22 protein-coding genes are annotated in these 19,877 nt (G+C 63.2%); 14 read left to right on the top strand and 8 right to left on the bottom strand.

Translation table 11 applies throughout. The features are described from left to right. The first annotated feature begins 216 nt into the window (after positions 1–216). The gene (locus X728_RS165420) at positions 217–816 is read left to right on the top strand and encodes a cupin domain-containing protein (protein WP_023684396.1); all 600 of its coding nucleotides are present in this window, start codon (positions 217–219) and stop codon (positions 814–816) included. Continuing rightward, positions 806–1,891, top strand: coding sequence for an ABC transporter ATP-binding protein (locus tag X728_RS165425; protein WP_023735598.1), 1,086 nt, complete (start codon positions 806–808; stop codon positions 1,889–1,891). Before X728_RS165420 ends, X728_RS165425 begins: the two co-directional genes overlap by 11 nt. A gap of 440 nt (positions 1,892–2,331) precedes the next feature. Here X728_RS165425 and X728_RS165430 read toward each other — a convergent pair whose 3' ends face one another. Then, the gene (locus tag X728_RS165430; RefSeq protein ID WP_023701482.1) at positions 2,332–3,036 is read right to left on the bottom strand and encodes an SOS response-associated peptidase; all 705 of its coding nucleotides are present in this window, start codon (positions 3,034–3,036) and stop codon (positions 2,332–2,334) included. Positions 3,037–3,222: 186 nt separating this feature from the next. Between X728_RS165430 and X728_RS165435 the strand changes: the two genes are divergently transcribed. Then, positions 3,223–3,576 carry a nuclear transport factor 2 family protein gene (locus tag X728_RS165435; RefSeq protein WP_023668502.1) on the top strand — a complete coding sequence of 118 codons (354 nt, stop codon included), beginning with the start codon at positions 3,223–3,225 and terminating at the stop codon, positions 3,574–3,576. A gap of 89 nt (positions 3,577–3,665) precedes the next feature. On the opposite strand, the gene X728_RS165440 is transcribed toward X728_RS165435, so the two are convergent. Next, entirely contained in the window at positions 3,666–4,145 is a 480-nt protein-coding gene (locus X728_RS165440) for an SRPBCC family protein (protein WP_023668501.1), read from the bottom strand. Further along, positions 4,142–4,498 carry a metalloregulator ArsR/SmtB family transcription factor gene (locus tag X728_RS165445; RefSeq protein ID WP_023687094.1) on the bottom strand — a complete coding sequence of 119 codons (357 nt, stop codon included), beginning with the start codon at positions 4,496–4,498 and terminating at the stop codon, positions 4,142–4,144. The genes X728_RS165440 and X728_RS165445 overlap by 4 nt, the downstream gene beginning before the upstream one ends. 165 nt (positions 4,499–4,663) lie before the next feature. On the opposite strand from X728_RS165445, the gene X728_RS165450 reads away from it, so the two are divergent. After that, complete coding sequence (locus X728_RS165450) at positions 4,664–5,011, top strand: ArsC family reductase (RefSeq protein WP_023687095.1); 348 nt, start codon at positions 4,664–4,666, stop codon at positions 5,009–5,011. Positions 5,012–5,221: 210 nt separating this feature from the next. On the opposite strand, the gene X728_RS165455 is transcribed toward X728_RS165450, so the two are convergent. The 3 genes from X728_RS165455 to X728_RS165465 all read right to left on the bottom strand — a co-directional run bounded on the left by X728_RS165455 (position 5,222) and on the right by X728_RS165465 (position 7,845). Further along, the gene (locus X728_RS165455; protein ID WP_023701480.1) at positions 5,222–5,578 is read right to left on the bottom strand and encodes a DUF488 domain-containing protein; all 357 of its coding nucleotides are present in this window, start codon (positions 5,576–5,578) and stop codon (positions 5,222–5,224) included. Positions 5,579–5,587: 9 nt separating this feature from the next. After that, positions 5,588–6,844 carry an aminopeptidase gene (locus X728_RS165460; protein ID WP_023830313.1) on the bottom strand — a complete coding sequence of 419 codons (1,257 nt, stop codon included), beginning with the start codon at positions 6,842–6,844 and terminating at the stop codon, positions 5,588–5,590. Between the two features lie 86 nt (positions 6,845–6,930). After that, entirely contained in the window at positions 6,931–7,845 is a 915-nt protein-coding gene (locus X728_RS165465; protein ID WP_023729300.1) for a LysR substrate-binding domain-containing protein, read from the bottom strand. Between the two features lie 94 nt (positions 7,846–7,939). On the opposite strand from X728_RS165465, the gene X728_RS165470 reads away from it, so the two are divergent. The 3 genes from X728_RS165470 (at position 7,940) to sbmA (ending at position 10,778) form a co-directional block, all read left to right on the top strand. Then, positions 7,940–8,155 carry a hypothetical protein gene (locus tag X728_RS165470; protein ID WP_031194592.1) on the top strand — a complete coding sequence of 72 codons (216 nt, stop codon included), beginning with the start codon at positions 7,940–7,942 and terminating at the stop codon, positions 8,153–8,155. Between the two features lie 81 nt (positions 8,156–8,236). After that, on the top strand, positions 8,237–9,394 hold the full coding sequence (locus tag X728_RS165475) for a YbfB/YjiJ family MFS transporter (RefSeq protein WP_023740672.1): 1,158 nt from the start codon (positions 8,237–8,239) through the stop codon (positions 9,392–9,394). Between the two features lie 115 nt (positions 9,395–9,509). Continuing rightward, positions 9,510–10,778 carry a peptide antibiotic transporter SbmA gene (gene sbmA, locus X728_RS165480; protein ID WP_023704870.1) on the top strand — a complete coding sequence of 423 codons (1,269 nt, stop codon included), beginning with the start codon at positions 9,510–9,512 and terminating at the stop codon, positions 10,776–10,778. Positions 10,779–10,804: 26 nt separating this feature from the next. Here the strand turns inward: sbmA and X728_RS165485 are convergent, their stop codons facing one another. Beyond that, positions 10,805–11,809, bottom strand: coding sequence for a polysaccharide deacetylase family protein (locus X728_RS165485; RefSeq protein WP_023830312.1), 1,005 nt, complete (start codon positions 11,807–11,809; stop codon positions 10,805–10,807). A 193-nt stretch (positions 11,810–12,002) separates the two neighbouring features. On the opposite strand from X728_RS165485, the gene X728_RS165490 reads away from it, so the two are divergent. Both X728_RS165490 and der read left to right on the top strand, forming a co-directional pair. After that, the gene (locus X728_RS165490; protein WP_023830311.1) at positions 12,003–12,665 is read left to right on the top strand and encodes a tetratricopeptide repeat protein; all 663 of its coding nucleotides are present in this window, start codon (positions 12,003–12,005) and stop codon (positions 12,663–12,665) included. A 76-nt stretch (positions 12,666–12,741) separates the two neighbouring features. Beyond that, positions 12,742–14,172 (top strand): ribosome biogenesis GTPase Der, encoded by a 1,431-nt coding sequence (gene der, locus X728_RS165495; RefSeq protein WP_023729305.1) that lies wholly within the window; start codon positions 12,742–12,744, stop codon positions 14,170–14,172. Between the two features lie 232 nt (positions 14,173–14,404). Here the strand turns inward: der and X728_RS165500 are convergent, their stop codons facing one another. Then, a complete protein-coding gene (locus tag X728_RS165500; RefSeq protein WP_023830310.1) occupies positions 14,405–15,313 on the bottom strand; it encodes a LysR substrate-binding domain-containing protein in 909 nt (302 codons plus the stop codon). A 117-nt stretch (positions 15,314–15,430) separates the two neighbouring features. Between X728_RS165500 and X728_RS165505 the strand changes: the two genes are divergently transcribed. The 5 genes from X728_RS165505 (at position 15,431) to X728_RS165525 (ending at position 19,823) form a co-directional block, all read left to right on the top strand. Continuing rightward, on the top strand, positions 15,431–16,726 hold the full coding sequence (locus X728_RS165505; protein ID WP_023830309.1) for an MFS transporter: 1,296 nt from the start codon (positions 15,431–15,433) through the stop codon (positions 16,724–16,726). Positions 16,727–16,863: 137 nt separating this feature from the next. Next, positions 16,864–18,048, top strand: a complete 1,185-nt coding sequence (locus X728_RS165510) for a cell wall hydrolase (RefSeq protein WP_023830308.1) — start codon at positions 16,864–16,866, stop codon at positions 18,046–18,048. A gap of 265 nt (positions 18,049–18,313) precedes the next feature. Next, on the top strand, positions 18,314–18,706 hold the full coding sequence (locus X728_RS165515) for an AtpZ/AtpI family protein (RefSeq protein ID WP_023668486.1): 393 nt from the start codon (positions 18,314–18,316) through the stop codon (positions 18,704–18,706). Positions 18,707–18,771: 65 nt separating this feature from the next. Beyond that, positions 18,772–19,530: a F0F1 ATP synthase subunit A gene (locus tag X728_RS165520; RefSeq protein ID WP_023830307.1), complete on the top strand. Its 759-nt coding sequence runs from the start codon at positions 18,772–18,774 to the stop codon at positions 19,528–19,530. A gap of 68 nt (positions 19,531–19,598) precedes the next feature. Next, a complete protein-coding gene (locus X728_RS165525; RefSeq protein WP_006206606.1) occupies positions 19,599–19,823 on the top strand; it encodes a F0F1 ATP synthase subunit C in 225 nt (74 codons plus the stop codon). Positions 19,824–19,877 lie beyond the last annotated feature (54 nt).

Raw genomic sequence — 19,877 nt, 5'->3', positions numbered from 1 at the left:
TAGAGACGGGGAGAGGGGCGCTGTCACCAGCGATTTCGCAAACCGCAAACGTTGCAGAAATGGCGCCGAGTTTGCGACCAGCCGCTTTCTCCCCGTCACTATACGGGGAGAAATGTCCGGCAGGGAGGGGCAGCGCCGACGGCAGGTAATTGTGACTAATCTCCTGAAGCCCGCGGGTCTTGCCGCCGCGCCAAAGACTGCAACAAGGACCAACTGATGGACATGCTCGAAGCGAAACCAAAGGCCGACGCCGACATTCGCGTCGGCCGGCGCGTGCGGGCGCTGCGGCTGGAGCGCAATTTGTCGCTGGCCGAGCTGGCAGCAAAAGCCGGCGTCTCCATCGGTGCGCTGAGCCAGATCGAGCGCGGCCTGTCTTCGCTGCGCGTCAAGGTGATCTGGCCGCTTGCGGCCGCGCTCGACATCGAGCCTTCGGCGCTGATCACCGACGGCAACGAAGCCGCCAACGATCTCTATTGCGTGCGCGCCGACAAAAGGCGGCAGCTCCCGGTCAAGTCGGAAGGCATCGCCAAGGCGCTGCTGTCGCCGCCGGGCGCGGCGCTGACCGGCCTCTTGGTGACCGTGGAAGCCGATGGCGGCACGGCGGAAGCCTACGCGCATATCGGTCACGAGTTCGGCTATGTCCTGTCGGGCGAGGTCGAACTGGTGGTGGACTCGACAAAATACGTGCTGAAGAGCGGCGACTCCTTTGCCTTCAAGAGCACGCTTCTGCACGCCTTCCGCAATCCCGGCACCGAGCCTTGCCAGATCCTCTGGGTCAACACCACCAAGCCGTCCGAGGTTCGCGATGGCGCCTGATGCGCTGGTACGCCTGGACACGGTCTCGAAGGTTTTCCCCGGCGGCATTGTCGGGCTCGACGCCGTCGATCTCGACATTATCAGCGGCGAGTTCATCACCCTGCTCGGGCCCTCGGGCTGCGGCAAGACCACCAGCCTGCGCGTCATTGCCGGTTTCGAGAGCCCGTCGAGCGGCAAGGTGCTGCTCGATGGTCGCGACATCACCGCGCTCAGGCCGTTCGACCGTCCCGTCAACACCGTGTTCCAGGATTATGCGCTGTTCCCGCATATGAACGTCGCCGAGAATGTCGGCTTCGGCCTGTCGCTGCGCAAACTGTCCGGCGCCGAGCAGGCAAAGCGCGTCCGCGAAGCCCTCGACATGGTCGGCCTCGCCGACAAGCTCGGCGCCCGCGTTTCCGAACTGTCGGGTGGCCAGCGCCAGCGCGTCGCGCTCGCCCGAGCCATAGTCTGCGAGCCGCGCGTTCTGTTGCTCGATGAACCGCTGTCGGCGCTCGATGCGCATCTGCGCGAACAGATGCAGGTTGAACTGAAGCGGCTGCAGTCGCGGCTCGGCACCACCTTCGTCATGGTCACCCACGACCAGACCGAAGCGCTGTCGATCTCCGACCGCATCGTCGTCATGAACAAGGGCCGCATCGAGCAGATCGCGCCGCCGGCCACGCTCTACGACCGGCCGGCGACGAAATTCGTCGCGAGCTTCATCGGCACGATGAACCTGCTGCAATCGCGCTTCATCGGCCGCGATGGCGACCGCCTGCGCTTCGCCGCCGGCGGGCTCTCGCTGGAGGCGACATCCGAAACCGGCGACACGCCCGGCGAAGGTGCGACGCACACCATCGGCGTCCGTCCGGAGGATCTGCTGGCCACCACCGACGCCGCCGCCGGCACCACGCCGGCGCGCGTCAACTCCATCGTCTTCCACGGCCGCACGCTGCGCCTGCATGCTGAACTCGGGCAGGGGCTGCCGGTGGTGATCGATGCGCCGCGCCAGGCCGAGGGCTTTCAATTCAGCGTCGGCGACGTGGCGCATATCAGCCTGCGCCGTGGTGCCAACTGCCCTATGCTGCCGAGCTGATCCAACCCAATCCCTTCATCGACGGTTGGATTTAACCTGCTGTGAAGATCGCCAAGGTGGAATTAAGTGTGAATTGACTCGCAAAGGAACATATTCCTACTTTGCGGGATGCCCGAACTAAGCACCCGACCGCGCCGAAATGTGCAAACCCTCTGCTTGGCGCATGAAGTCGGGCAGCTAATTCGTGTTCGATGTCGGAACTGCAACATCACTCGACACTATCTGCCTGGCGATCTCGCAAAGCTGGTTGGTGATATCCCCTTTTGGGATGTGGAGCGGCACATGCGGTGCGAGCGCTGCAAAGGTCGTGAGCTCGATGCAGGCATCATTCTGCCAAGCGCTGCTGAACGCCTTAAAATTCGCGTCAGACGTCTTGTCGAAATCCGCATGGTTCGCCGGGTAATCTGGCGAGACGACGATTGAGGAGAGCCGATTTCGGGCTAAAACAGAGACCCTTGGGCCGGGGCCCGTGGTGGGAACTTGATCTGTGTGGCTGGCTTCTCAACGATCACCAACGCGTCGTTGGGCGCCGTCCGCTGCAAATGCCGTGCTTCCGACCATGGCGCCGTCAGCCAAGCCTCGGTTTCCTCCGGCGTGGTGAGGATCACGGGCATAGCCTTCTCATGGATCGGCGCAATGAGAGCATTAGGCTTGGTGGTCATGAAGGCGTATAGCTCGAAGTCGCCGGGACCGTCCTTGACCTTTCGCACGCCCTGCCAAGACGTCCAGAAACCAGCGAAGAAGAACAACGGCCGGCTCTCGCCACGGGCAAACCAGTAATTTCGCTGGATTCCTGTTTCCGGGTCTTTATCGTTCGCCGCAGGGCTGGGCTCGGCAAAGCTGGTCACCGGCACGACACATCTGTGCTCGACGCCCACATATTGCTGCCAGTGCGAATATTGCGGATTGCGAACGTTGGTGGTGCCGTAGTCGGCCTTACCTTTCATGCGCTCGGGCGGCGTTGGCAAACCCCAAAGCAGTTTCGCCAGTTCACGCTCCCCATCCGCCCTGTTGCGAACGACAAGCCCAGGTTGATTGGGATAGACATCAAGCGAAGGTTCGAGGTTGCCGCTGATATCGCGCAATGTGCGGGTCCATTGGCGGACCGCCTCTTGCGTCGTCGTGATGTTGTAGAGGTTGCACATGCACCCAGCATTGCGGAATTGGCTTTTGTCTGCAACCGAAGTCGCTGTCCGACGCCGCCGCAATCGTCGTCACACAGCCGCGCTGTATCATCGTCCTGACACACCTTGTCAGCTGTCGTGCGGGTAAAGGTGGCGGGCCGGCAAGCGCTTCCCTACTTCAAACCAGTCTGAACAGGAGGAACACACATGACCATCGCGGATGTTGCCAAGGATTTCACCGAAATGCTCCAGCAGGGGGATCACCTGGGTGCTGGTGAAAAGTACAATGCCGATGATATCGTCAGCCTCGAAGCGATGGAGGGCCCGATGGCCATTGCCCGTGGCAAGGAAGCTCTCAGGCAAAAGGGCGAATGGTGGCAAGCGAACCACGAAGTCCATGGCGGCTCTGTCGAAGGCCCCTATGTCAACGGCGACCAGTTCGCGGTGCGCTTCAAGTTCGACATAACGCCCAAGGCCACCGGCGAACGGGTCACCATGGACGAGGTTGGCCTGTACACGGTCAAGAACGGCAAGATCACCGAAGAGCGCTTCTACTACTGAGCCCGGGTGCCGTAGGGTTCCGGCGCACTTCGCTGCACGACCCAAAAACCAGGCGGCCGGGACAAAGTCCTGGCCGCAGTGGGAAAAGCTCAAATGGTCTTCACATACTGCGCCAACTGATCGGCCACCGTGCCCCAGCCGTCGAAGAACCCCATCTCTTCATGATTGTTGCGGGTAGCCTCGTCGCGATGGATGGCCGTTGCCGTGTAGCGCGTGCCCTTGTCATCCGACTGAAGCGAAATGACTGCGGTGATGAAGGGCTCGCCGGAGGGCCGATAGCCCGGCAGCAGCGCATCGGTCCACACCAGCCGCTCGTTCGGCACGATCTCGAGATAGCAGCAATGGCGGTCGTTGACCTCCTTGCCGTCGGGTGATTGCATGCGCGTCCGGAACAGTCCGCCCGGACGAAGGTCGATCTCGCAATCGGTGATCAGCCAGGGCTTGGGCGTGAACCATTGCTTGACATGCTCCGGCACCGTCATCGCGCTCCACAAGAGTTCGCGCGGCGCGTCGAGCTTGCGCTCCAGCACAAGGTCCAGTCTGGGGTCGGGCTTGAAGGGATAGCTCACTTTTCTTGCTCCTTGAGGCTCATCACATAGGCGTCGAATTGATCGAGTCGGCGCTCCCACAGCGTGCGCTGTTCGGCCAGCCAGTTTTCGGCGAGCTGCAGCGGTTCGGGCGCCAGCTGATAGGTCCTGGTGCGGCCGATTTTTTCCGATCGCACCAGACCGCAGCCTTCCAGCACTTTCAGATGCTCGATGAAGGAAGGCAGCGCCATCTCGAAAGGCTGCGCCAACTCGCTGACCGAGGCCGGACTGCGGTTCAACCGCTCGACCACGCGCCGCCGCGTCGGGTCAGCCAGCGCGCGGAAGATGCCGTCGATCGGCGGGAGACTTGTAGTTGGGGCGTGGAGGCTTGGCATGGGCGATCCTGAGGTCCGTCGACGGGTATAGAAATATACTTAGGAAAATTCCTTAGTATTGGCAAGCCCTAAAAATGGGCTGATGTGACCGGGGTGCTGGCAAAGCGGGAAGGACGGTTTTAGGCTGTCCGGCGGATTCGACCATCAGCCCAAGGGAAGTGCGTTTTGACGATCACCATGTACGGCATCACCACCTGCGACACGATCAGGAAGGCGCGCACCTGGCTGGAGGGCCACGATGTGCCTTACCGTTTTCACGACTACCGGGCCGAGGGGATAGAGGTGGGCAGACTGGATGGATGGATCGGCAAGGTTGGCTGGGAAAAGCTGCTCAACAAGGGCAGCACGACCTTCCGCGAACTGCCCGACAAGCACAAGCAAGGGCTCGACGAGAAGAAGGCCAGGAAGCTGATGCTGGCCAACCCGACGATGATCAAGCGCCCGGTGCTCGAGGTCGGGGATGAGATTTTGGTGGGGTTCAAGCCGGAGGCTTATGAAGGGGTGGTGAAGTAGCGTAGCCTCGCTTCGTCATCCTGTGGCGAAGCTAGGTTCGAAGCGACGCAGCGCAGACCATGGGATCCTGTCGGTCTCCTTCCCACCCCAAACATAGCATGGGAACAACACACAGGATCCTCGGGTCAGCCCGAGGATGACGAACGCGTGGAGGGCGATCGCTAATTGTGAAGGCTTTCGCTTGCGGCGTATGCAGCGGTTCGCTGTCTCTCAACCCGTCCCGCGCAAATACCCCGCCAACGCCACCGCATTGTTATGCGCCTCGTCATGCGCGCCATAAAGCAGCGTCACCTTGGCCTTGCCGAGCAAGCCACGCAGTTGCGCCACCGCTTCGCTATTCCCATCCAGTTCGACCGAATACCGCACCTGAAACTCCGCCCACCGCGCCGGCTCATGTCCGAACCACCTCCGCAATTCATCGCTCGGCGCGATGTCCTTCAGCCACAGCGTCAGCGCGGCATCCTCCTTGCTGACGCCGCGCGGCCAGATGCGATCGACCAGCACCCGCTGCCCGTCATCGGGCGCGGGTGCTTCGTAAATTCGCTTGACCGTCAGGTCGAAGGCCATCCGCCCCCTTTACGCCCACTCGCCCTTGCGCATCACCGGCACGCGGCGGCCATCCTTGTGCACGCCGTCTATGTCGATCTTGTCCGAGCCGATCATCCAGTCGATGTGGATAAAACTCTTGTTGCCGCCGCGCTGGGCGATTTCGTCCTGGCTGAGCGAGGCGCCGTCGACGAAGCATTTTGAATAGCACTGCCCGAGCGCGATGTGGCAGGCGGCGTTCTCGTCGAACAGCGTGTTGAAGAACAGCAGGCCGCTGGCCGAGATCGGCGAGGAATGCGGCACCAGCGCCACCTCGCCGAGCCGGCGCGAAGCCTCGTCGGTGTCGAGCACTTTCTTCAGCACGTCCTCGCCCTTCGAAGCCTTGGCCTCGACGATCCTGCCCTCTTCGAAACGCACCGAGATATCGTCGATCAGCGTGCCCTGGTAGGACAGCGGCTTGGTCGAGGAGACATGGCCGGAGACGCGCCGTGCATGCGGCGTGGTGAAGACCTCCTCGGTCGGGATGTTCGGATTGCAGGTGACGCCGTTCTTGGCGGTCGAGGCGCCGCCCATCCATTCATGGCCATCGGCCAGCCCGACGGTGAGGTCGGTGCCCGGGCCGCTGAAATGCAGATCATGGAAATTGTGCTCGTTCAGCCACTTTGTGCGGCCGCGCAGCGCTGCATTGTGCGCCGTCCAGTTTGCGATCGGGTCTTCCACATCGACCCGTGATGCCGAAAAGATCGCATCGGCAAGCTTGACCACGGCGACATCGTCGGCATCGCCGGGGAAGACCTGCTTGGCCCAGGCGAGATCCGGGTAGGCGACGATGTTCCAGTTGATGTCGAAGCCGGTGATCTTTTCCAGCGCCGGCTGGTAGGCCATCGAGTTCGCCTTGTTGGCGCGCGCCACTTTCGCCGGGTCCTGCGCCGACAACAGCGACGGGTCCTCGCCGCGCACGGCAAGCCGCGCCGCATTGTTGGAAAAGGCCTTCGCCATGCCTTCATATATCCAGCCGGCGGCGCGGTCGAAGCCGGCATCCGCGCCGTAGCGGAAGCGCGCCAGCGTGATCTCGTCATCATTGAAGATCGGCGTTACCAGCCCGGCGCCCGCCTTGTAAGCGTGCTCGACGATGCGCCTGGTCAGCGGCAGGGCTGCGATCGACGAGGTCAGCACCAAATCCTGCCCCGGTTGCAATTGCAGCCCCACCTTGATGGCGACTTCCGCCAGCCTGTCGAGCTTCACCGGGTCGATGGTTGCGGAAACGCCGCGCGAATGTGTGGTCATGATCCTGCCTGCCTTGGTCTTGGAGGTGAAGCTTCCAACATAGATCGGCGCGGCTGTGCTTTCCAGCACCGTCGCGACGGACAGCCCTAGGCAGCGCTTTCCAGCGCACTGAACTGCGCCACGGTCGCCGCGATTTCCTCGCGGATCCAGATCTTGAAATCGCGCACCTTGCGGCTTTCGGTCTTGGTCGCCGAGGTCACCAGCCAGTAGCCGAGGCCGCTCTGCGCCCGCACGCCGAAAGGCGCGACGAGGCGGCCGTCGGCCAGCGCATCGGCGGCCAGCAATTGCCAGCCGAGCATGACGCCATGGCCGGCGATCGCCGATTCCAGGCACAGCATCGGGTCGGTGAAACGCGCACCCTTGCGGAAGGTGACTGGTTCGACGTCAGCGGCTTTGAACCAGCTCTCCCAATTGATCATCGCCCGCTCGTCGGTGATGGCGCAGGTCTGCGCGAGGTCTTCGATCGATTTCAGTTTCTCGGCGATCACCGGCGCGCAGACCGGGAAAACTTCCTGCGCCAGAAGCAGCTCCGCCCGCCCGCCCGGCCATTTGCCGTCGCCGAGCCGGATGGCGATGTCGATGTCGGAGCGTTCGAGATCGGCGAGCCGCACCGAGGCGTCGATGCGCAACAGCACATTGGGATGCCGGTCGAAGTGACGTGACAGCCGCGGCAGCAGCCATTTCGAAGCGAAGGCCGGCGCCACCGACACCACCAGCGTGCACTGGCTCGCCTCGTCGGCCAGCGCCACCGCTTGCGCCAGCTCGCGAAAACCGGCGCCCAGTCGGGCGGAAAAAACCGTTCCGAATTCGGTCAGCACCAGCCCGCTTGCGGTGCGTTCGAACAGCGCCTGTCCGAGCTGCTTTTCAGTGCGGTTGATCTGCTGGCTGACGGCGCTGACCGAGACGTTGAGTTCGCCGGCCGCCGCCGCGAGCGAGCCGAGGCGGGCGACGGTTTCGACGGCGCGCAGGCCGTTGAGATGGACGCGGTTCAGCATAGCCATTTCAGTTTTTCTAAACCGGCGCGGCTGAAATCTCAATTGAAAGACAGCCCGACAAGGCAGATTTTAGTGGGACAGTCAGACCGAGGAGGCGAGGATGACGATCGTATCATTGTTCAAGATCTTAGCCGCTGCCGGCCTCCGGCCGGACCGCTATGATGGGATGCACGGCGGCGATGTCATCGACTGGGTTACCGACCCATTGTCGCATCCGGTGCTGGACACCATGTCGGAACGCGAACTCGGAGATATCCCGTTCCGGCTGACGGCGCGCCGCACCGCCTACGAGACCGGGGCGCTCGGCTGCGGCTGAGATGCGGGGGCGTTAGTCGCGCCCGCTGGCCCAACACAAAGCGGATTGTTTCATCGGTCGCCAATTCTATGGTGCGCTGCAATGAACGCCGCTCCATCACCCTTGGGCCTTGCTCTCGCTGGCATGATCGCCATGGCCGTCGCCATGGGCATTGGCCGTTTCGTCTACACGCCGATCCTGCCCGGAATGATGGAAGAACTGCATCTGTCGCCGGCCGATGCCGGCTGGATCGCGTCGGCCAATTATCTCGGCTACCTCGTCGGCGCGCTTGCGGCGGCAGGCGGCTGGGCGCATGGGCGCGAGCGCCTGCTGATGTTTGGCGGCCTTGCCGCCAGTGCTGCGCTCGCCGCCCTGATGGGGCTGAGCGAGACGATGACCGCCTTTGTCGTCCTCCGCTTCCTTGCCGGTCTCGCCAGCGCCTTCGTCATGGTGTTCATGGCCTCGATCGTCTTCGGTCACCTGGCAGCCGCCAACAGAAGCGACCTGCAGGCGCTGCATTTCGGCGGCGTCGGCCTCGGCATCGCGGCATCCTCAGCGCTGATGGCGGTTCTGGTCACCGAACATGCCGGCTGGGCTTCGGGCTGGCTGTGGTCGGCAGCGATTTCCGCCGGCGGCCTTGCGATGGTCGCCTTGCTCGCCGGCGGCACCGCACCTGGCCGCGGCGTGGCCGACCGCGAACCGGCACTGCCGAGGGACCGGTCGTTGGCAAAAGTCATCGTTGCCTACGGCCTGTTCGGCTTCGGCTATGTGGTGACGGCGACCTTCCTGGTCGCCATCGTGCGCCAGGGCGGCGGCGGCCGCGTCTTCGAGGCAAGCGTCTGGATGGTCACCGGCCTTGCCGGCTTTCCCTCGGTCTGGCTGTGGCAGAAGGTAGCGGCACGGATCGGGCTTTATACCGCCTATGCCGTGGGCTGCCTGGTCGAGGTGGTCGGCGTCACCGCCAGCGTCGCCATCGGCGGCACCGCCGGGCCGCTGCTGGCGGGCGTCCTGCTCGGCGGCACCTTCATCGCCATCACCGCGCTCGGCCTGCAGACGGCAAGGCAGCTCGTGCCGGAGGCGCCGCGCCGGATTTTTGCGCTGATGACCGCTTCCTTCGGCATCGGCCAGATCGTCGGCCCGATCGTCGCCGGACTGCTGGCGCAAGCCTCGGGCAACTTCTTCCTGGCCTCGATCGTCGCTGCTGGCGTATTGCTGGTATCTGCTGGGATCACCTGGTCGGCCGCGCCAAAATCGCCATGATTGTGGTCTTGCTCGATGCCGGGCATCGGGTACGGGCATTTGCTTTCCACCTAATGTGTGACTTTATGCCCGCCGAACCCCGCTGATTTGCGCACCGACCGAGGATTTCACCACAGTGTTCGTATCCTTCTTCCCGCAGCCGAAGCTGTTTTTCATCTCGGCCGTCGTCTGGACTGCGGTTCTCGTGGCAGCCTGGTTCCTCGGTGCTGACCAGCTTGGCGCGTTTCTCGGCTTGCCTCCGGCTCTTGCCGACGCGCCGCCCATCATAGGCGTCTCGGTGTTCTGGTCGCCTCCGTTCCTCTGGTTCTACATCTACTATGCGCTTGGCGTTTTGATATTCTATGGCTTCTGGCACTGGTATTCTCCGCACCCGTGGGACCAATGGTCTATCCTCGGCAGTTCGCTGCTCCTGTTCACGACCTACTTTCAGGTGCAGGTAAGCGTGGCGATCAACGCATGGTATGGACCATTCTGGGACCTCATTCAGGGCATCGTTAGCAAAACGGTCAAGGCAACCGAGGCTGATCTTTACGCTCAAATAATCACTTTCCTCGGTATCGCTCTTGTCGCGGTTACCGTGTTCGTTTTGACAAACTTCTTCGTCAGCCACTGGGTGTTTCGCTGGCGCACTGCGATGAACAATTACTACATGTCCTATTGGCCGAAGCTGCGCCATATTGAGGGCGCTGCACAGCGTGTGCAGGAAGACACGATGCGGTTTTCCAAGATAATGGAAGACCTTGGCACTAGCTTCGTCGATTCCATCATGACGCTTATCGCTTTCATGCCGATCCTGCTCAGTTATTCTAAGCATGTCACAGAGTTGCCATTGATCGGTCATGTTCCTCAGCCGCTGGTTTTGGCTGCGATCTTCTGGGCAGTCTTCGGTACAGTCATCATTGCGACCGCAGGCATCAAGCTTCCTGGCTTGCAGTTTCGTAACCAGCGCGTCGAGGCAGCATATCGCAAGGAACTCGTCTACGGTGAGGACGATCCGGCCCGGGCGCAGCCGCCGACCGTCGCGGAGCTGTTTGCGAGTGTGCGGCAAAACTACTTTCGCCTGTATTTCCACTATGTGTATTTCAACGTGGTCCGCTATCTTTATCTTCAGACCAACAACGTCTTCTCCTACTTCCTGATGGTGCCTTCCATGATCGCTGGAACGCTGACGCTGGGTCTCATCAACCAGGTCAGTTCAGCCTTCAGTCAGGTAACCAACTCATTCCAGTATCTCGTCAATTCTTGGTCGACGATTGTCGAGCTTCTGTCAGTTCACAAGCGCCTTCGCGCCTTCGAGGCGACGATTCGCGGCGAGCCGCTGCCCGACATTGACCGCCACTTCATGGAGCGTCAGGAACAGGCAAAGGAACCCGACCCAGCTTGATCCTATCTGCATAGACGGTTGGCGGCTCAGCCGCCCACCGCCGCCTGCCTCTCGCTACCACGTTGCCGCTGCACATAATCGCGAAAACTGATGCACTCGACATCTGATTTGACGCAGTTTTCGCCGGCAAAGCGCTCCAGCGCGTCCCAGTAGGCGCCGTTGTTCATCAAGGTGAAGTGGAAGCTCAGCACCAGTGGGATGCGCTTGCCCTGATATTGCTTGTCGAAGGCAGCACGGAAGGCCTGGTAGGTCCGATCGCTGAACTCGGCTGCCTGGCTCGGCCGCTCGAAGCCGCCGGAATGCCGGACATAGAGATTGTAGTCCATGGCGATCACCGGCCTGCCGCTCCGGCCTTCCGGGATCTGCGGCAGCGAAAAGCGAGTGAGGCCGCCGCTGGTCGGCGGCTCGACCGGGCCGTTCGAAACGCCGCTGGCGTCATAGTCGTAGCCTGCTTCAGCCAGGGCCTCGTAGAGCCCTTTGCCGGTCGAGAGGTAGGGTGCGCGAAAGCCGACAACCGAATGGGCAGTAGCGCGCCAGCGTGCCGGCTCGCGCGCAAGGCCGTTGATCGTATAGGCGTTCTCCAGAATGCGCCCGAACGAGGCGAATTCCTTCAGCCAGTCGGCCTTGCTCCAGTCCTTGCCGTCGAAATGGCCGCAGCCATGGCTGGCGATGTCATGGCCCTCCGCAGCGGCAAGCCCGATCTGGTCGAGTCGGTCCGCGACTTCCTGCTTCGAGACGGCAAAGCCGATGTTGGATTTGCCCGCGGACCTGGCCGGCGCGGTGTATTCGGCGCGCGTCTGCTGCGACAACAGGAACACGCAGGACAAAAAGTAGGTGAAATGCGCGCCGGTGACCTTGGCCAGTGCCCGGCTGCGCTGCCATTGCGAGATCTCCCGGGCGCTGTCGAACGAGATGATGACGATTTGCTTCGGCTTTGCCGGGGCAGGCGGCGCCGGCGGGTCGGCGAAAGCCGCACCAGCCATGGCAAGCACGGCTGAGGAAAACGCAACAACGCGGGACAAACGTGGCATCGGCAATCTGGGCTTGATCTGGAGGCAGTCCAAGCCGGCTATCGGCAAAATGTGGCGTGGGTGCGATCAACGTCGGCAGCTATGCGCCCGGCGATTAGCCGATTTTCCTGCCGAGCCCCTTCCATGCCCGCGAAATTTCGCTAAAACGCGGGCTCAAGAAGCGCCCCTGTTGGGGCAGCAATGGTTTTGATTGATGTCCGACGACAGTTTTATCCGCGAAGTCAACGACGAGATCCGTCGCGAAAAGGCGCAGGTGCTTTGGGATCGTTTCGGCCCGGCGATCCTTGTCCTCGCCGTCCTGGTGGTGCTCGGCACCGCTGCCTTCGTCGGCTACCGCTATTGGGACGAGACCCGCGCCAACCGCTCGGGCGATGCGTTTTCGCAGGCGCTGAAGCTTGCCAATGACGGCAAGAGCGACGAGTCGCTGACCGCCCTCGAACAGCTGGAAAAGGATGGCTACGGCGCCTATCCGCTGCTCGCCCGCATGCGCGCGGCAACCGTCAAGGCCGACAAGGGCGACTTTGCCGCCGCCGCCGCCGATTTCGATGGCGTCGCCGCCGACAACGCCATTCCCCAGGGTATTCGCGACATGGCGCGCCTGCGGGCCGCCCTGCTGCTCGTCGACCACGGCTCCTTCGCCGATGTCTCCAGCCGCGTCGAGGCGCTGACCGCCGACAACAACACGCTGCGCCACACGGCGCGCGAAGCGCTCGGTCTTGCCGCCTGGAAGGAAGGCAAGACCCAGGATGCGCTGAAACTGTTCGACCAGATCGCCGCCGATGACGGCGCGCCGCGCAACGCGCGCCAGCGGGCGACGCTGATGTCGGAATTGATCCGCGGCTCGGGCGCGTCATGATACGCATCGCCCAAAGCCTGCCCTCGGGCCTGACCCAAGGGCGCGCTGCGGTTTGGGCGATGATATGGATAGCCGGATGAGCTTCAAAGTCGCCATTATCGGCCGGCCTAACGTCGGCAAATCGACGCTTTTCAACCGGCTGGTCGGACGGAAGCTGGCCCTTGTCGACGACACGCCGGGCGTCACCCGCGACCGTCGCGTCCACGCGGCAAAACTCTACGATTTGCATTTCGATGTCATCGACACCGCCGGCTTCGAGGACGCCGCCGCTTCGACGCTGCCCGGCCGCATGCGCGCGCAGACCGAGATCGCCATCCGCGAGGCCGACCTGATCTTCTTCACCATCGACGCCAAGTCCGGCCTGCTGCCCGACGACCGCACCTTTGCCGAAATCGTGCGCAAGTCCGGCAAGCCGGTCGTGCTGGTCGCCAACAAGGCCGAGGCCAAGGGCGCCCAGGGCGGCATGCTGGAAGCCTGGGAACTGGGCTTGGGCGAGCCGATCCCAGTCTCGGCCGAGCATGGCCAGGGCATGCCCGATCTGCGCGACGCGGTGATCGAGGCGCTGGGCAAAGACCGCGCCTTCGGCGAGGAAGAAGACGAGGCCGAGGACGTCGCCGCCAGCGAGGTGCTGATCGGCGAGGACATCACCGATCCCGACGCCGAACCCGCCTATGACGACACCAAGCCGATGCGCATTGCCGTCGTCGGCCGGCCCAATGCCGGCAAGTCGACGCTGATCAACGCGCTGATCGGCGAGGAGCGGCTGTTGACCGGCCCGGAAGCCGGCATCACCCGCGATTCCATCTCCGTCGACTGGGACTGGCATGGCCGCCGGCTAAAACTGTTCGACACTGCCGGCATGCGGCGCAAGGCCAGGATCCACGAGAAGCTGGAAGTGATGTCGGTGCAGGACGGCCTGCGCGCCATCCGCTTTGCCGAGATCGTCATCATCGTGCTCGACGCCACCATCCCTTTCGAGAAGCAGGATTTGCAGATCGCCGACCTGATCATCCGGGAGGGCAGGGCGCCGGTCATCGCCTTCAACAAATGGGACCTGATCGACAATCCGCAGGAACTGCTGGCCGAGTTGCGCGAAAAGACCACACGGCTTTTGCCGCAGGTGCGCGGCATCCAGGCGGTGACCGTTTCGGCCGAGACCGGGCGCGGCCTCGACAAGCTGATGGATGCCGTCATCAAGACGCACAAGGTGTGGAACAGCCGCGTTTCCACCGGCAAGCTCAACCGCTGGCTGGAAAGCATTCTGGCGCATCACCCGCCGCCCGCTGTCGCCGGCCGCCGGCTCAAGGTCAAATATGTCACCCAGGCCAAGACCCGGCCGCCGGGTTTCGTCGTCCAGTGCTCGCGGCCCGACGCGATGCCGCAATCCTATGTCCGGTACCTCTCCAACAGCCTGCGCGAAGCCTTCGACATGCCCGGCGTGCCGATCCGGATAGCGCTGCGGACTTCGGACAACCCGTTCGCGGGGAGAGCGAACAAGCGCAAGTGAGCGGTGACGGTTGCGAAATTCTCCGCAACATTGGCGGGACAGCACCCCTCTCTGCCTGCCGGGCATCTCCCCCGCAAGGGGGGAGATCAGTCGTTTCGTCTTTGGAGCCTCTCTTGCAACGTTGAAAATTGGCGAAAGCATTCGCGAGATCCAATCTCCCCCCTTGCGGGGGAGATGTCCGGCAGGACAGAGGGGGGTGTGACGGAACGCTACGCTGGACAGCCGCTTCCGTCTAAGCGACCTCTCTCAACCGCTCGTCCTGCGGCAGCGCCGCCACCGCCGCCTGCCACAAAATATCCGCCAGCCGCGCCGCCACCGGGTCCAGTTCGGCGTCTTTCTGGTGCATCACCAGCGCCATGGTCGGCAGCGCGGGTAAGCCCAACGTTTGCGGTGCCATCGCCCTGACATTGGCCGGCAGGCCGATATCGGTGCGGATCGTCAGGCCGAGGCCGGCGGCGACCGCCGCCCAGATGCCGCCAAGGCTGGGGCTGGAGAAGGCCATCCGCCACGGCAGGCCGGCGCGGTCGAGCGTTTCCGTCGTCACCGTGCGCAGCAGGCATGGCGCTTCCAGCGCCACCAGCGGCAGTGCCTCGCCCTCGCGCAGCCTGGTCTCGATCAGCTTTGCCGGCCCGATCCAGCGCAACTGCGCGTCGCCGACATGCCGGCTGTAAGGCAGCGCCTGGCCGCTGTCCCAGGCCAGCGCAATGTCGAGATTGCCTGATGTGATCCGCTCGGCGAGTTCATAGCTGCGCCCGATCCGCGCCTCGATCTTGACCTTGGGGTGCGCGCGGGCGAAGCGTCCGAGCACCTCCGGCAGCACCGCCTCGCCGAAATCCTCCTGCAGGCCGAGCCTGACCCAGCCTTCCAACTCGACATCGTGGATGGCCGAGGCCGCCTCGTCGTTCAACTCGAGCAGCCGCCTGGCATAGCCGAGCATGGTTTCGCCGGCTTCCGTCAACGCCAGTCCGCGGCCCGACTTGCGGAAGATCGGCGTCGCCGCCTGGTCCTCCAGCTTCTTCAGTTGCGCGCTCACCGCCGAGGTCGAGCGTCCAAGCCGGTCGGCGGCCTTGGCGAAGCTGCCGAGTTCCATGCCGGTGACGAAGCTTCGGAGGACATCGAGGTCGAAGGTTACGCGGCGCATCATAACGATCCTGTTTTTCGGGAGAAATTGTCAAAAACTTCCCGATATTCGGGATGAAGTTATGGCGGTAAAGACGAGGCGTCAAGGTCCCGAAAGGGCATCAACAGGAGTCCCGCCATGTCGATTGCCGACGCAAATTGTGAGCCAGGCCGGGTTGGCCGAGCCGCCGCCGTCACGTCGAAGGCTGAACGATTTCGCGCCAATCATCGCTGGAAGGTGCTTGGCATCGGCGTTGCCGCCAATGCCAGTTTCTCCGCAACCTTCGCCGGCATACCGGCGGCGGCGGTGTTTCTGCGGTCGGGCTATCACTTGAGCAATGGCAATCTCGGTCTGGTCCTCGGCCTTCTCGGACTGGGCGTCGCCTTGAGCGAACTGCCTTGGGGCCTGCTCACCGACCGCTGGGGAGATCGCGGCGTGCTGTTGACCGGCCTTGGTGCGACCGCGGCGTGGCTCGCCCTGATGGGGTTGTTCATCGTGCCCTCAGTGACCTATGTGCCTGGCGTCGCAATGCTGGCCGCGTGCCTTCTGGTCGCCGGCCTGCTCGGCGGCAGCGTCAACGGTTCCAGCGGCCGCGCCATCATGGCCTGGTTCCACGAAGGCGAACGTGGCTTTGCCATGAGCATCAGGCAGACCGCGGTGCCGCTCGGCGGCGGGCTCGGCGCGCTGGTCCTGCCGTCGCTGGCATCGGTGCACGGTTTCGCGGCGGTCTTCGGGCTGCTGGCCGCCATGAACGCCGTCTCTGCGCTGTTTGCCTGGCGGTGGCTGCACCAGCCGCCGGAACTGGACAATGCCGGCAGCATGGCCATGGCAAAGTCGGGCGGTCCGGCGCCGCTGCGCAATGTCGAGGTCTGGCGCATCGCCACCGCCATCGGCCTGCTCTGCTTTCCGCAAGTGGCGGTGCTCACCTTCGCCTCCGTCTTCCTGCACGATTTCGCCGGCATGGCCACGCTCACGATCAGCGCCAGCCTTGCCGCAGTGCAGACCGGCGCGATGGTGATGCGCGTCTGGAGCGGCCGCTACACCGACCGCAACGGCAACCGCCGCTGGTTCCTGCGCCTCTGCAGCATGACGAGCGCGCTTGGCTTCGCGACCGTCGGCCTGCTGGTCCTGGCGGCAGGAGCCACGCCAGACGCCCATGCCGCGTTGATCCCGGCGATCGACGTGCTGCTGGTCGTTGCCGGCATTTCGGTCTCCGCCTGGCATGGCGTCGCCTACACCGAACTCGCCACGCTTGCCGGCGCCAGCCGCGCCGGAACCGCGCTCGGTCTTGCCAACAGCTTCGTCTTCATCGCCTTCTTCGTGGTGCCGACCGCCATTCCGGCTTTGCTGCTCATCTGGTCGTGGCCTGGCGTCTGGCTGGTGGGCGCGCTCTGCGCCATGATTGCATGGCCAATTTTCCTGCGGCCGAACTGACGGGTTGGCCGGCCTGCAAGCGGCGTCCCATTTCGGGCCGCTTCGGAAAAACACGATCAACCGCGTTAACCCCGCATCAAGGTTAATGCTTCACTTTGGCTCTCCAGTGGCTCAGTGGCGTTTCTGGAGAGTTCCCCGTGCATCGACGTGTCCTGAAGCGGCTGGCCGCCGCCGCCGGTGAGAAAAAACGTTCCTTCGTATCGCCATTGGTCATCGGGCTCGGCATCTGGATCGGCTTTCCAACTGTCGTCGCCTACCAGGACATGGGCAGCTTGATTTCCGGCCTCGAAGCCTCGGGCACCCGCTGGAACTCTTATGTCGAGCGCTCCGTCGCCGGCTCGGTTCATGCCGCCGAAATGCCTTTCATCGATTCCGTCACCACCGGTTCGCTCTCGGGTTCGGGCGTGCGCCTGCCCGGCGTCGGCAAGGTCTCGTTTCGCGGCAAGGGCAATGTCGCCGGCATCACGCCCGACGAGGACCGCATCATGCGCGCCGACAAGAAGGGCCGCATCATCCAGGTCTCGCCGGTGGCGCCGCCGAAGAACTTCAATGCCGGCTCAATCTTTCAGCGCACGTCCTCGCTGCTGCGGCCGAGCATGGACAGCGGCCTGAAGCTCGCCTTCGCCAAGCCCGGCATCATGGGCAAGGAAATCCAGATCGCCCAGGCCTTCCACACCAACGTGGACAAGAAGCCCGATCCCGGCGTGCCGGCCATGCTTGCCGCGTTGGTCAACAATGACAGACCGGACGTGCTGGCCACCGCCTATGCCCAGGCCGAACCCGATTACGCCAAGGCCTCACCCTTCGAAGCGCTGCTGCAGGACGAGGAGCCGAGCAGCGGGCGCTTCATTCCGCCGATGGCCAAGGGTGACCACTCGTGGATCCAGAACCCGCTGCCGGCCAGCGTCTTCTCCACGAAGGAGCAGGCCTGCCTCGCCAACGGCATCTATTTCGAGGCGCGCGGCGAATCCGTGCGCGGCCAGGCCGCCGTCGCGCAGGTCATTCTCAACCGCGTCCGCAATCCGGCCTATCCGAACTCGATTTGCGGCGTCGTCTACCAGAACGACAACTGGCTGAACCGCTGCCAGTTCTCCTTCGCCTGCGACGGCCGCAAGAAGCGCATCGAGAGCCCCGCCCATTACAAGACCGCGCAGGACGTCGCGATGGCGGTCACCGCCGGCAAGATATTCATTCCCGAAGTCGGCTCATCGACCCACTACTACGCCAACTACGTCCATCCGGGCTGGGCGCGCACGATGCAGAAGATGACCAAGATCGGCCTGCATATCTTCTACCGCACCTATGGCGGCGGCTGGAGCTGAGCCCTTCGGCTTGCCTGTCGCAAACGAACCGCAAAGGCCCTGGAAGCCGAAATCGGACAGCGGTCGCCGGACGGATTCGGGGCATGTGCCGACCCGATAGTGCCGGGCACGATGTCGCACCTCGCCAAGTGATTGATTCCAATAGACAAAATACATGGCTTTGAAGTCCCGCCCGTGGCTTGACGGGCGCAAACCCTCTAACTATGTTGCCGGCGACTTTAGAAGCGGACGGACGGTGACGGTCTGACCGGGCAGGGGGGTTACGATGGCCGACAAGAACGGGCCAGACGGAACCGGAGAAACCGGCCGCGGCAGCAAGCACGAGGCCGACATCCGCGACGAAGATCTCGAACGCCGCCGGCGTGAGCTTGGAGCATCGCTTGCGACAAGACGGCCGGATCAGCTCGAGGGGAATGACGGCGCGAAGGCGACGGCCGGATATGGCCAGGCGCTCAAGCTGTCCAGCGAGTTCATCGCCGGGATAGTAGTGGGTGTGGGCCTTGGCTGGTTTCTGGATCGCGTGGCGGGAACCTCGCCATGGGGTCTGGTCGTCGGCTTGTTGCTGGGCTTTGGCGCCGGCGTGCTCAATGTCCTGCGTTCGTCAGGTGTTGTGGCGGAATTCGGAAAAAGCGAGAAGTCGCACGATCCGAAAGAATGAAATGGCGCGCCGCCAATGGCGCACAAGGACACTTAAGGCCGCTCGCGGTTTTGACGGGGATGTAAATGGCTGCTGACAAGGTCGATCCGATCCACCAGTTCCATATCGTCAAGCTGATTCCGATCAATATCGGCGGCTATGACCTGTCCTTCACCAATTCGGCTCTGTTCATGGTCGCGACCGTGGCCATTGCATCGGCGTTTCTTTACCTCTCGACCGCAAGCCGCAGCCTTGTTCCCGGCCGCCTGCAGTCGGTTTCGGAAATGGGCTATGAGTTCGTCTCCAACATGCTGCGCGACGCCGCCGGAACGCAGGGCATGAAGTTCTTCCCCTTCGTGTTCTCGCTGTTCATGTTCGTGCTGGTCGCCAACCTGCTTGGCCTTTTCCCTTACTTCTTCACCGTCACCAGCCACATCATCGTCACCTTCGGCCTCGCAGCCCTGGTGATCGGAACCGTCGTTGTCTACGGCTTCACGAAGCACGGTCTGGGCTTCCTCAAGCTCTTCGTGCCGCACGGCGTTCCGGTGTTCCTGTTACCGCTGGTGGTGCTGATCGAGGTGATCTCCTTCGTGTCGCGCCCGGTCAGCCTCTCGGTTCGTCTGTTCGCCAACATGCTGGCCGGCCACATCACCCTGAAGGTGTTTTCGGGCTTCGTCGTCAGCCTGAGCGCGCTCGGCGCCGTCGGCGTTGCCGGTTCGGTGTTGCCGCTGGCCATGGCAGTCGCGCTGACCGCGCTGGAATTGCTGGTCGCTTTCCTGCAGGCCTACGTCTTTGCGGTGCTGACCTGCATGTATCTGAACGACGCCCTGCATCCCGGGCACTGACCTTAGAATTTCCGGCATCTTTCGCCGGATGGAATTGCAACGGAATTACAGATCCAAAGGAGTTCAAAATGGACGCAGAAGCAGCAAAGTACATCGGCGCCGGTATCGCTTGCCTGGGCATGGGCGGCGCGGGCATTGGCCTCGGCAACATCTTCGGCAGCTACCTGGCGGGCGCCCTGCGCAATCCGTCGGCCGCCGATGGCCAGTTCGGCCGCCTGATTTTCGGCTTCGCCGTGACCGAAGCTCTGGGCATTTTCTCGCTTCTCATCGCGCTTCTCGCCCTGTTCGGCTGAGCCCCTGTTCGGCCAATTATCGGTCGGACGAGCATTGGGAAGAATTGGCTGGCC

This window comes from Mesorhizobium sp. L103C119B0 (assembly GCF_000502235.1).
Lineage (GTDB): Bacteria > Pseudomonadota > Alphaproteobacteria > Rhizobiales > Rhizobiaceae > Mesorhizobium.
Note: the sequence above shows the minus strand (reverse complement) of the source record. Positions and strands in the feature narration are given on the sequence as shown.

Coding starts and splice junctions, on each gene's coding strand:
- X728_RS165525 (WP_006206606.1), top strand. CDS start 19,599: ATGGACGCAGAAGCAGCAAAGTACATCGGCGCCGGTATCGCTTGCCTG.
- X728_RS165425 (WP_023735598.1), top strand. CDS start 806: ATGGCGCCTGATGCGCTGGTACGCCTGGACACGGTCTCGAAGGTTTTC.
- X728_RS165430 (WP_023701482.1), bottom strand. CDS start 3,036: ATGTGCAACCTCTACAACATCACGACGACGCAAGAGGCGGTCCGCCAA.
- X728_RS165465 (WP_023729300.1), bottom strand. CDS start 7,845: ATGGCTATGCTGAACCGCGTCCATCTCAACGGCCTGCGCGCCGTCGAA.
- X728_RS165475 (WP_023740672.1), top strand. CDS start 8,237: ATGAACGCCGCTCCATCACCCTTGGGCCTTGCTCTCGCTGGCATGATC.
- X728_RS165445 (WP_023687094.1), bottom strand. CDS start 4,498: ATGCCAAGCCTCCACGCCCCAACTACAAGTCTCCCGCCGATCGACGGC.
- X728_RS165435 (WP_023668502.1), top strand. CDS start 3,223: ATGACCATCGCGGATGTTGCCAAGGATTTCACCGAAATGCTCCAGCAG.
- X728_RS165420 (WP_023684396.1), top strand. CDS start 217: ATGGACATGCTCGAAGCGAAACCAAAGGCCGACGCCGACATTCGCGTC.
- X728_RS165515 (WP_023668486.1), top strand. CDS start 18,314: ATGGCCGACAAGAACGGGCCAGACGGAACCGGAGAAACCGGCCGCGGC.
- X728_RS165460 (WP_023830313.1), bottom strand. CDS start 6,844: ATGACCACACATTCGCGCGGCGTTTCCGCAACCATCGACCCGGTGAAG.
- X728_RS165520 (WP_023830307.1), top strand. CDS start 18,772: ATGGCTGCTGACAAGGTCGATCCGATCCACCAGTTCCATATCGTCAAG.
- X728_RS165470 (WP_031194592.1), top strand. CDS start 7,940: ATGACGATCGTATCATTGTTCAAGATCTTAGCCGCTGCCGGCCTCCGG.
- der (WP_023729305.1), top strand. CDS start 12,742: ATGAGCTTCAAAGTCGCCATTATCGGCCGGCCTAACGTCGGCAAATCG.
- X728_RS165455 (WP_023701480.1), bottom strand. CDS start 5,578: ATGGCCTTCGACCTGACGGTCAAGCGAATTTACGAAGCACCCGCGCCC.
- X728_RS165500 (WP_023830310.1), bottom strand. CDS start 15,313: ATGCGCCGCGTAACCTTCGACCTCGATGTCCTCCGAAGCTTCGTCACC.
- X728_RS165490 (WP_023830311.1), top strand. CDS start 12,003: ATGTCCGACGACAGTTTTATCCGCGAAGTCAACGACGAGATCCGTCGC.
- X728_RS165485 (WP_023830312.1), bottom strand. CDS start 11,809: ATGCCACGTTTGTCCCGCGTTGTTGCGTTTTCCTCAGCCGTGCTTGCC.
- X728_RS165505 (WP_023830309.1), top strand. CDS start 15,431: ATGTCGATTGCCGACGCAAATTGTGAGCCAGGCCGGGTTGGCCGAGCC.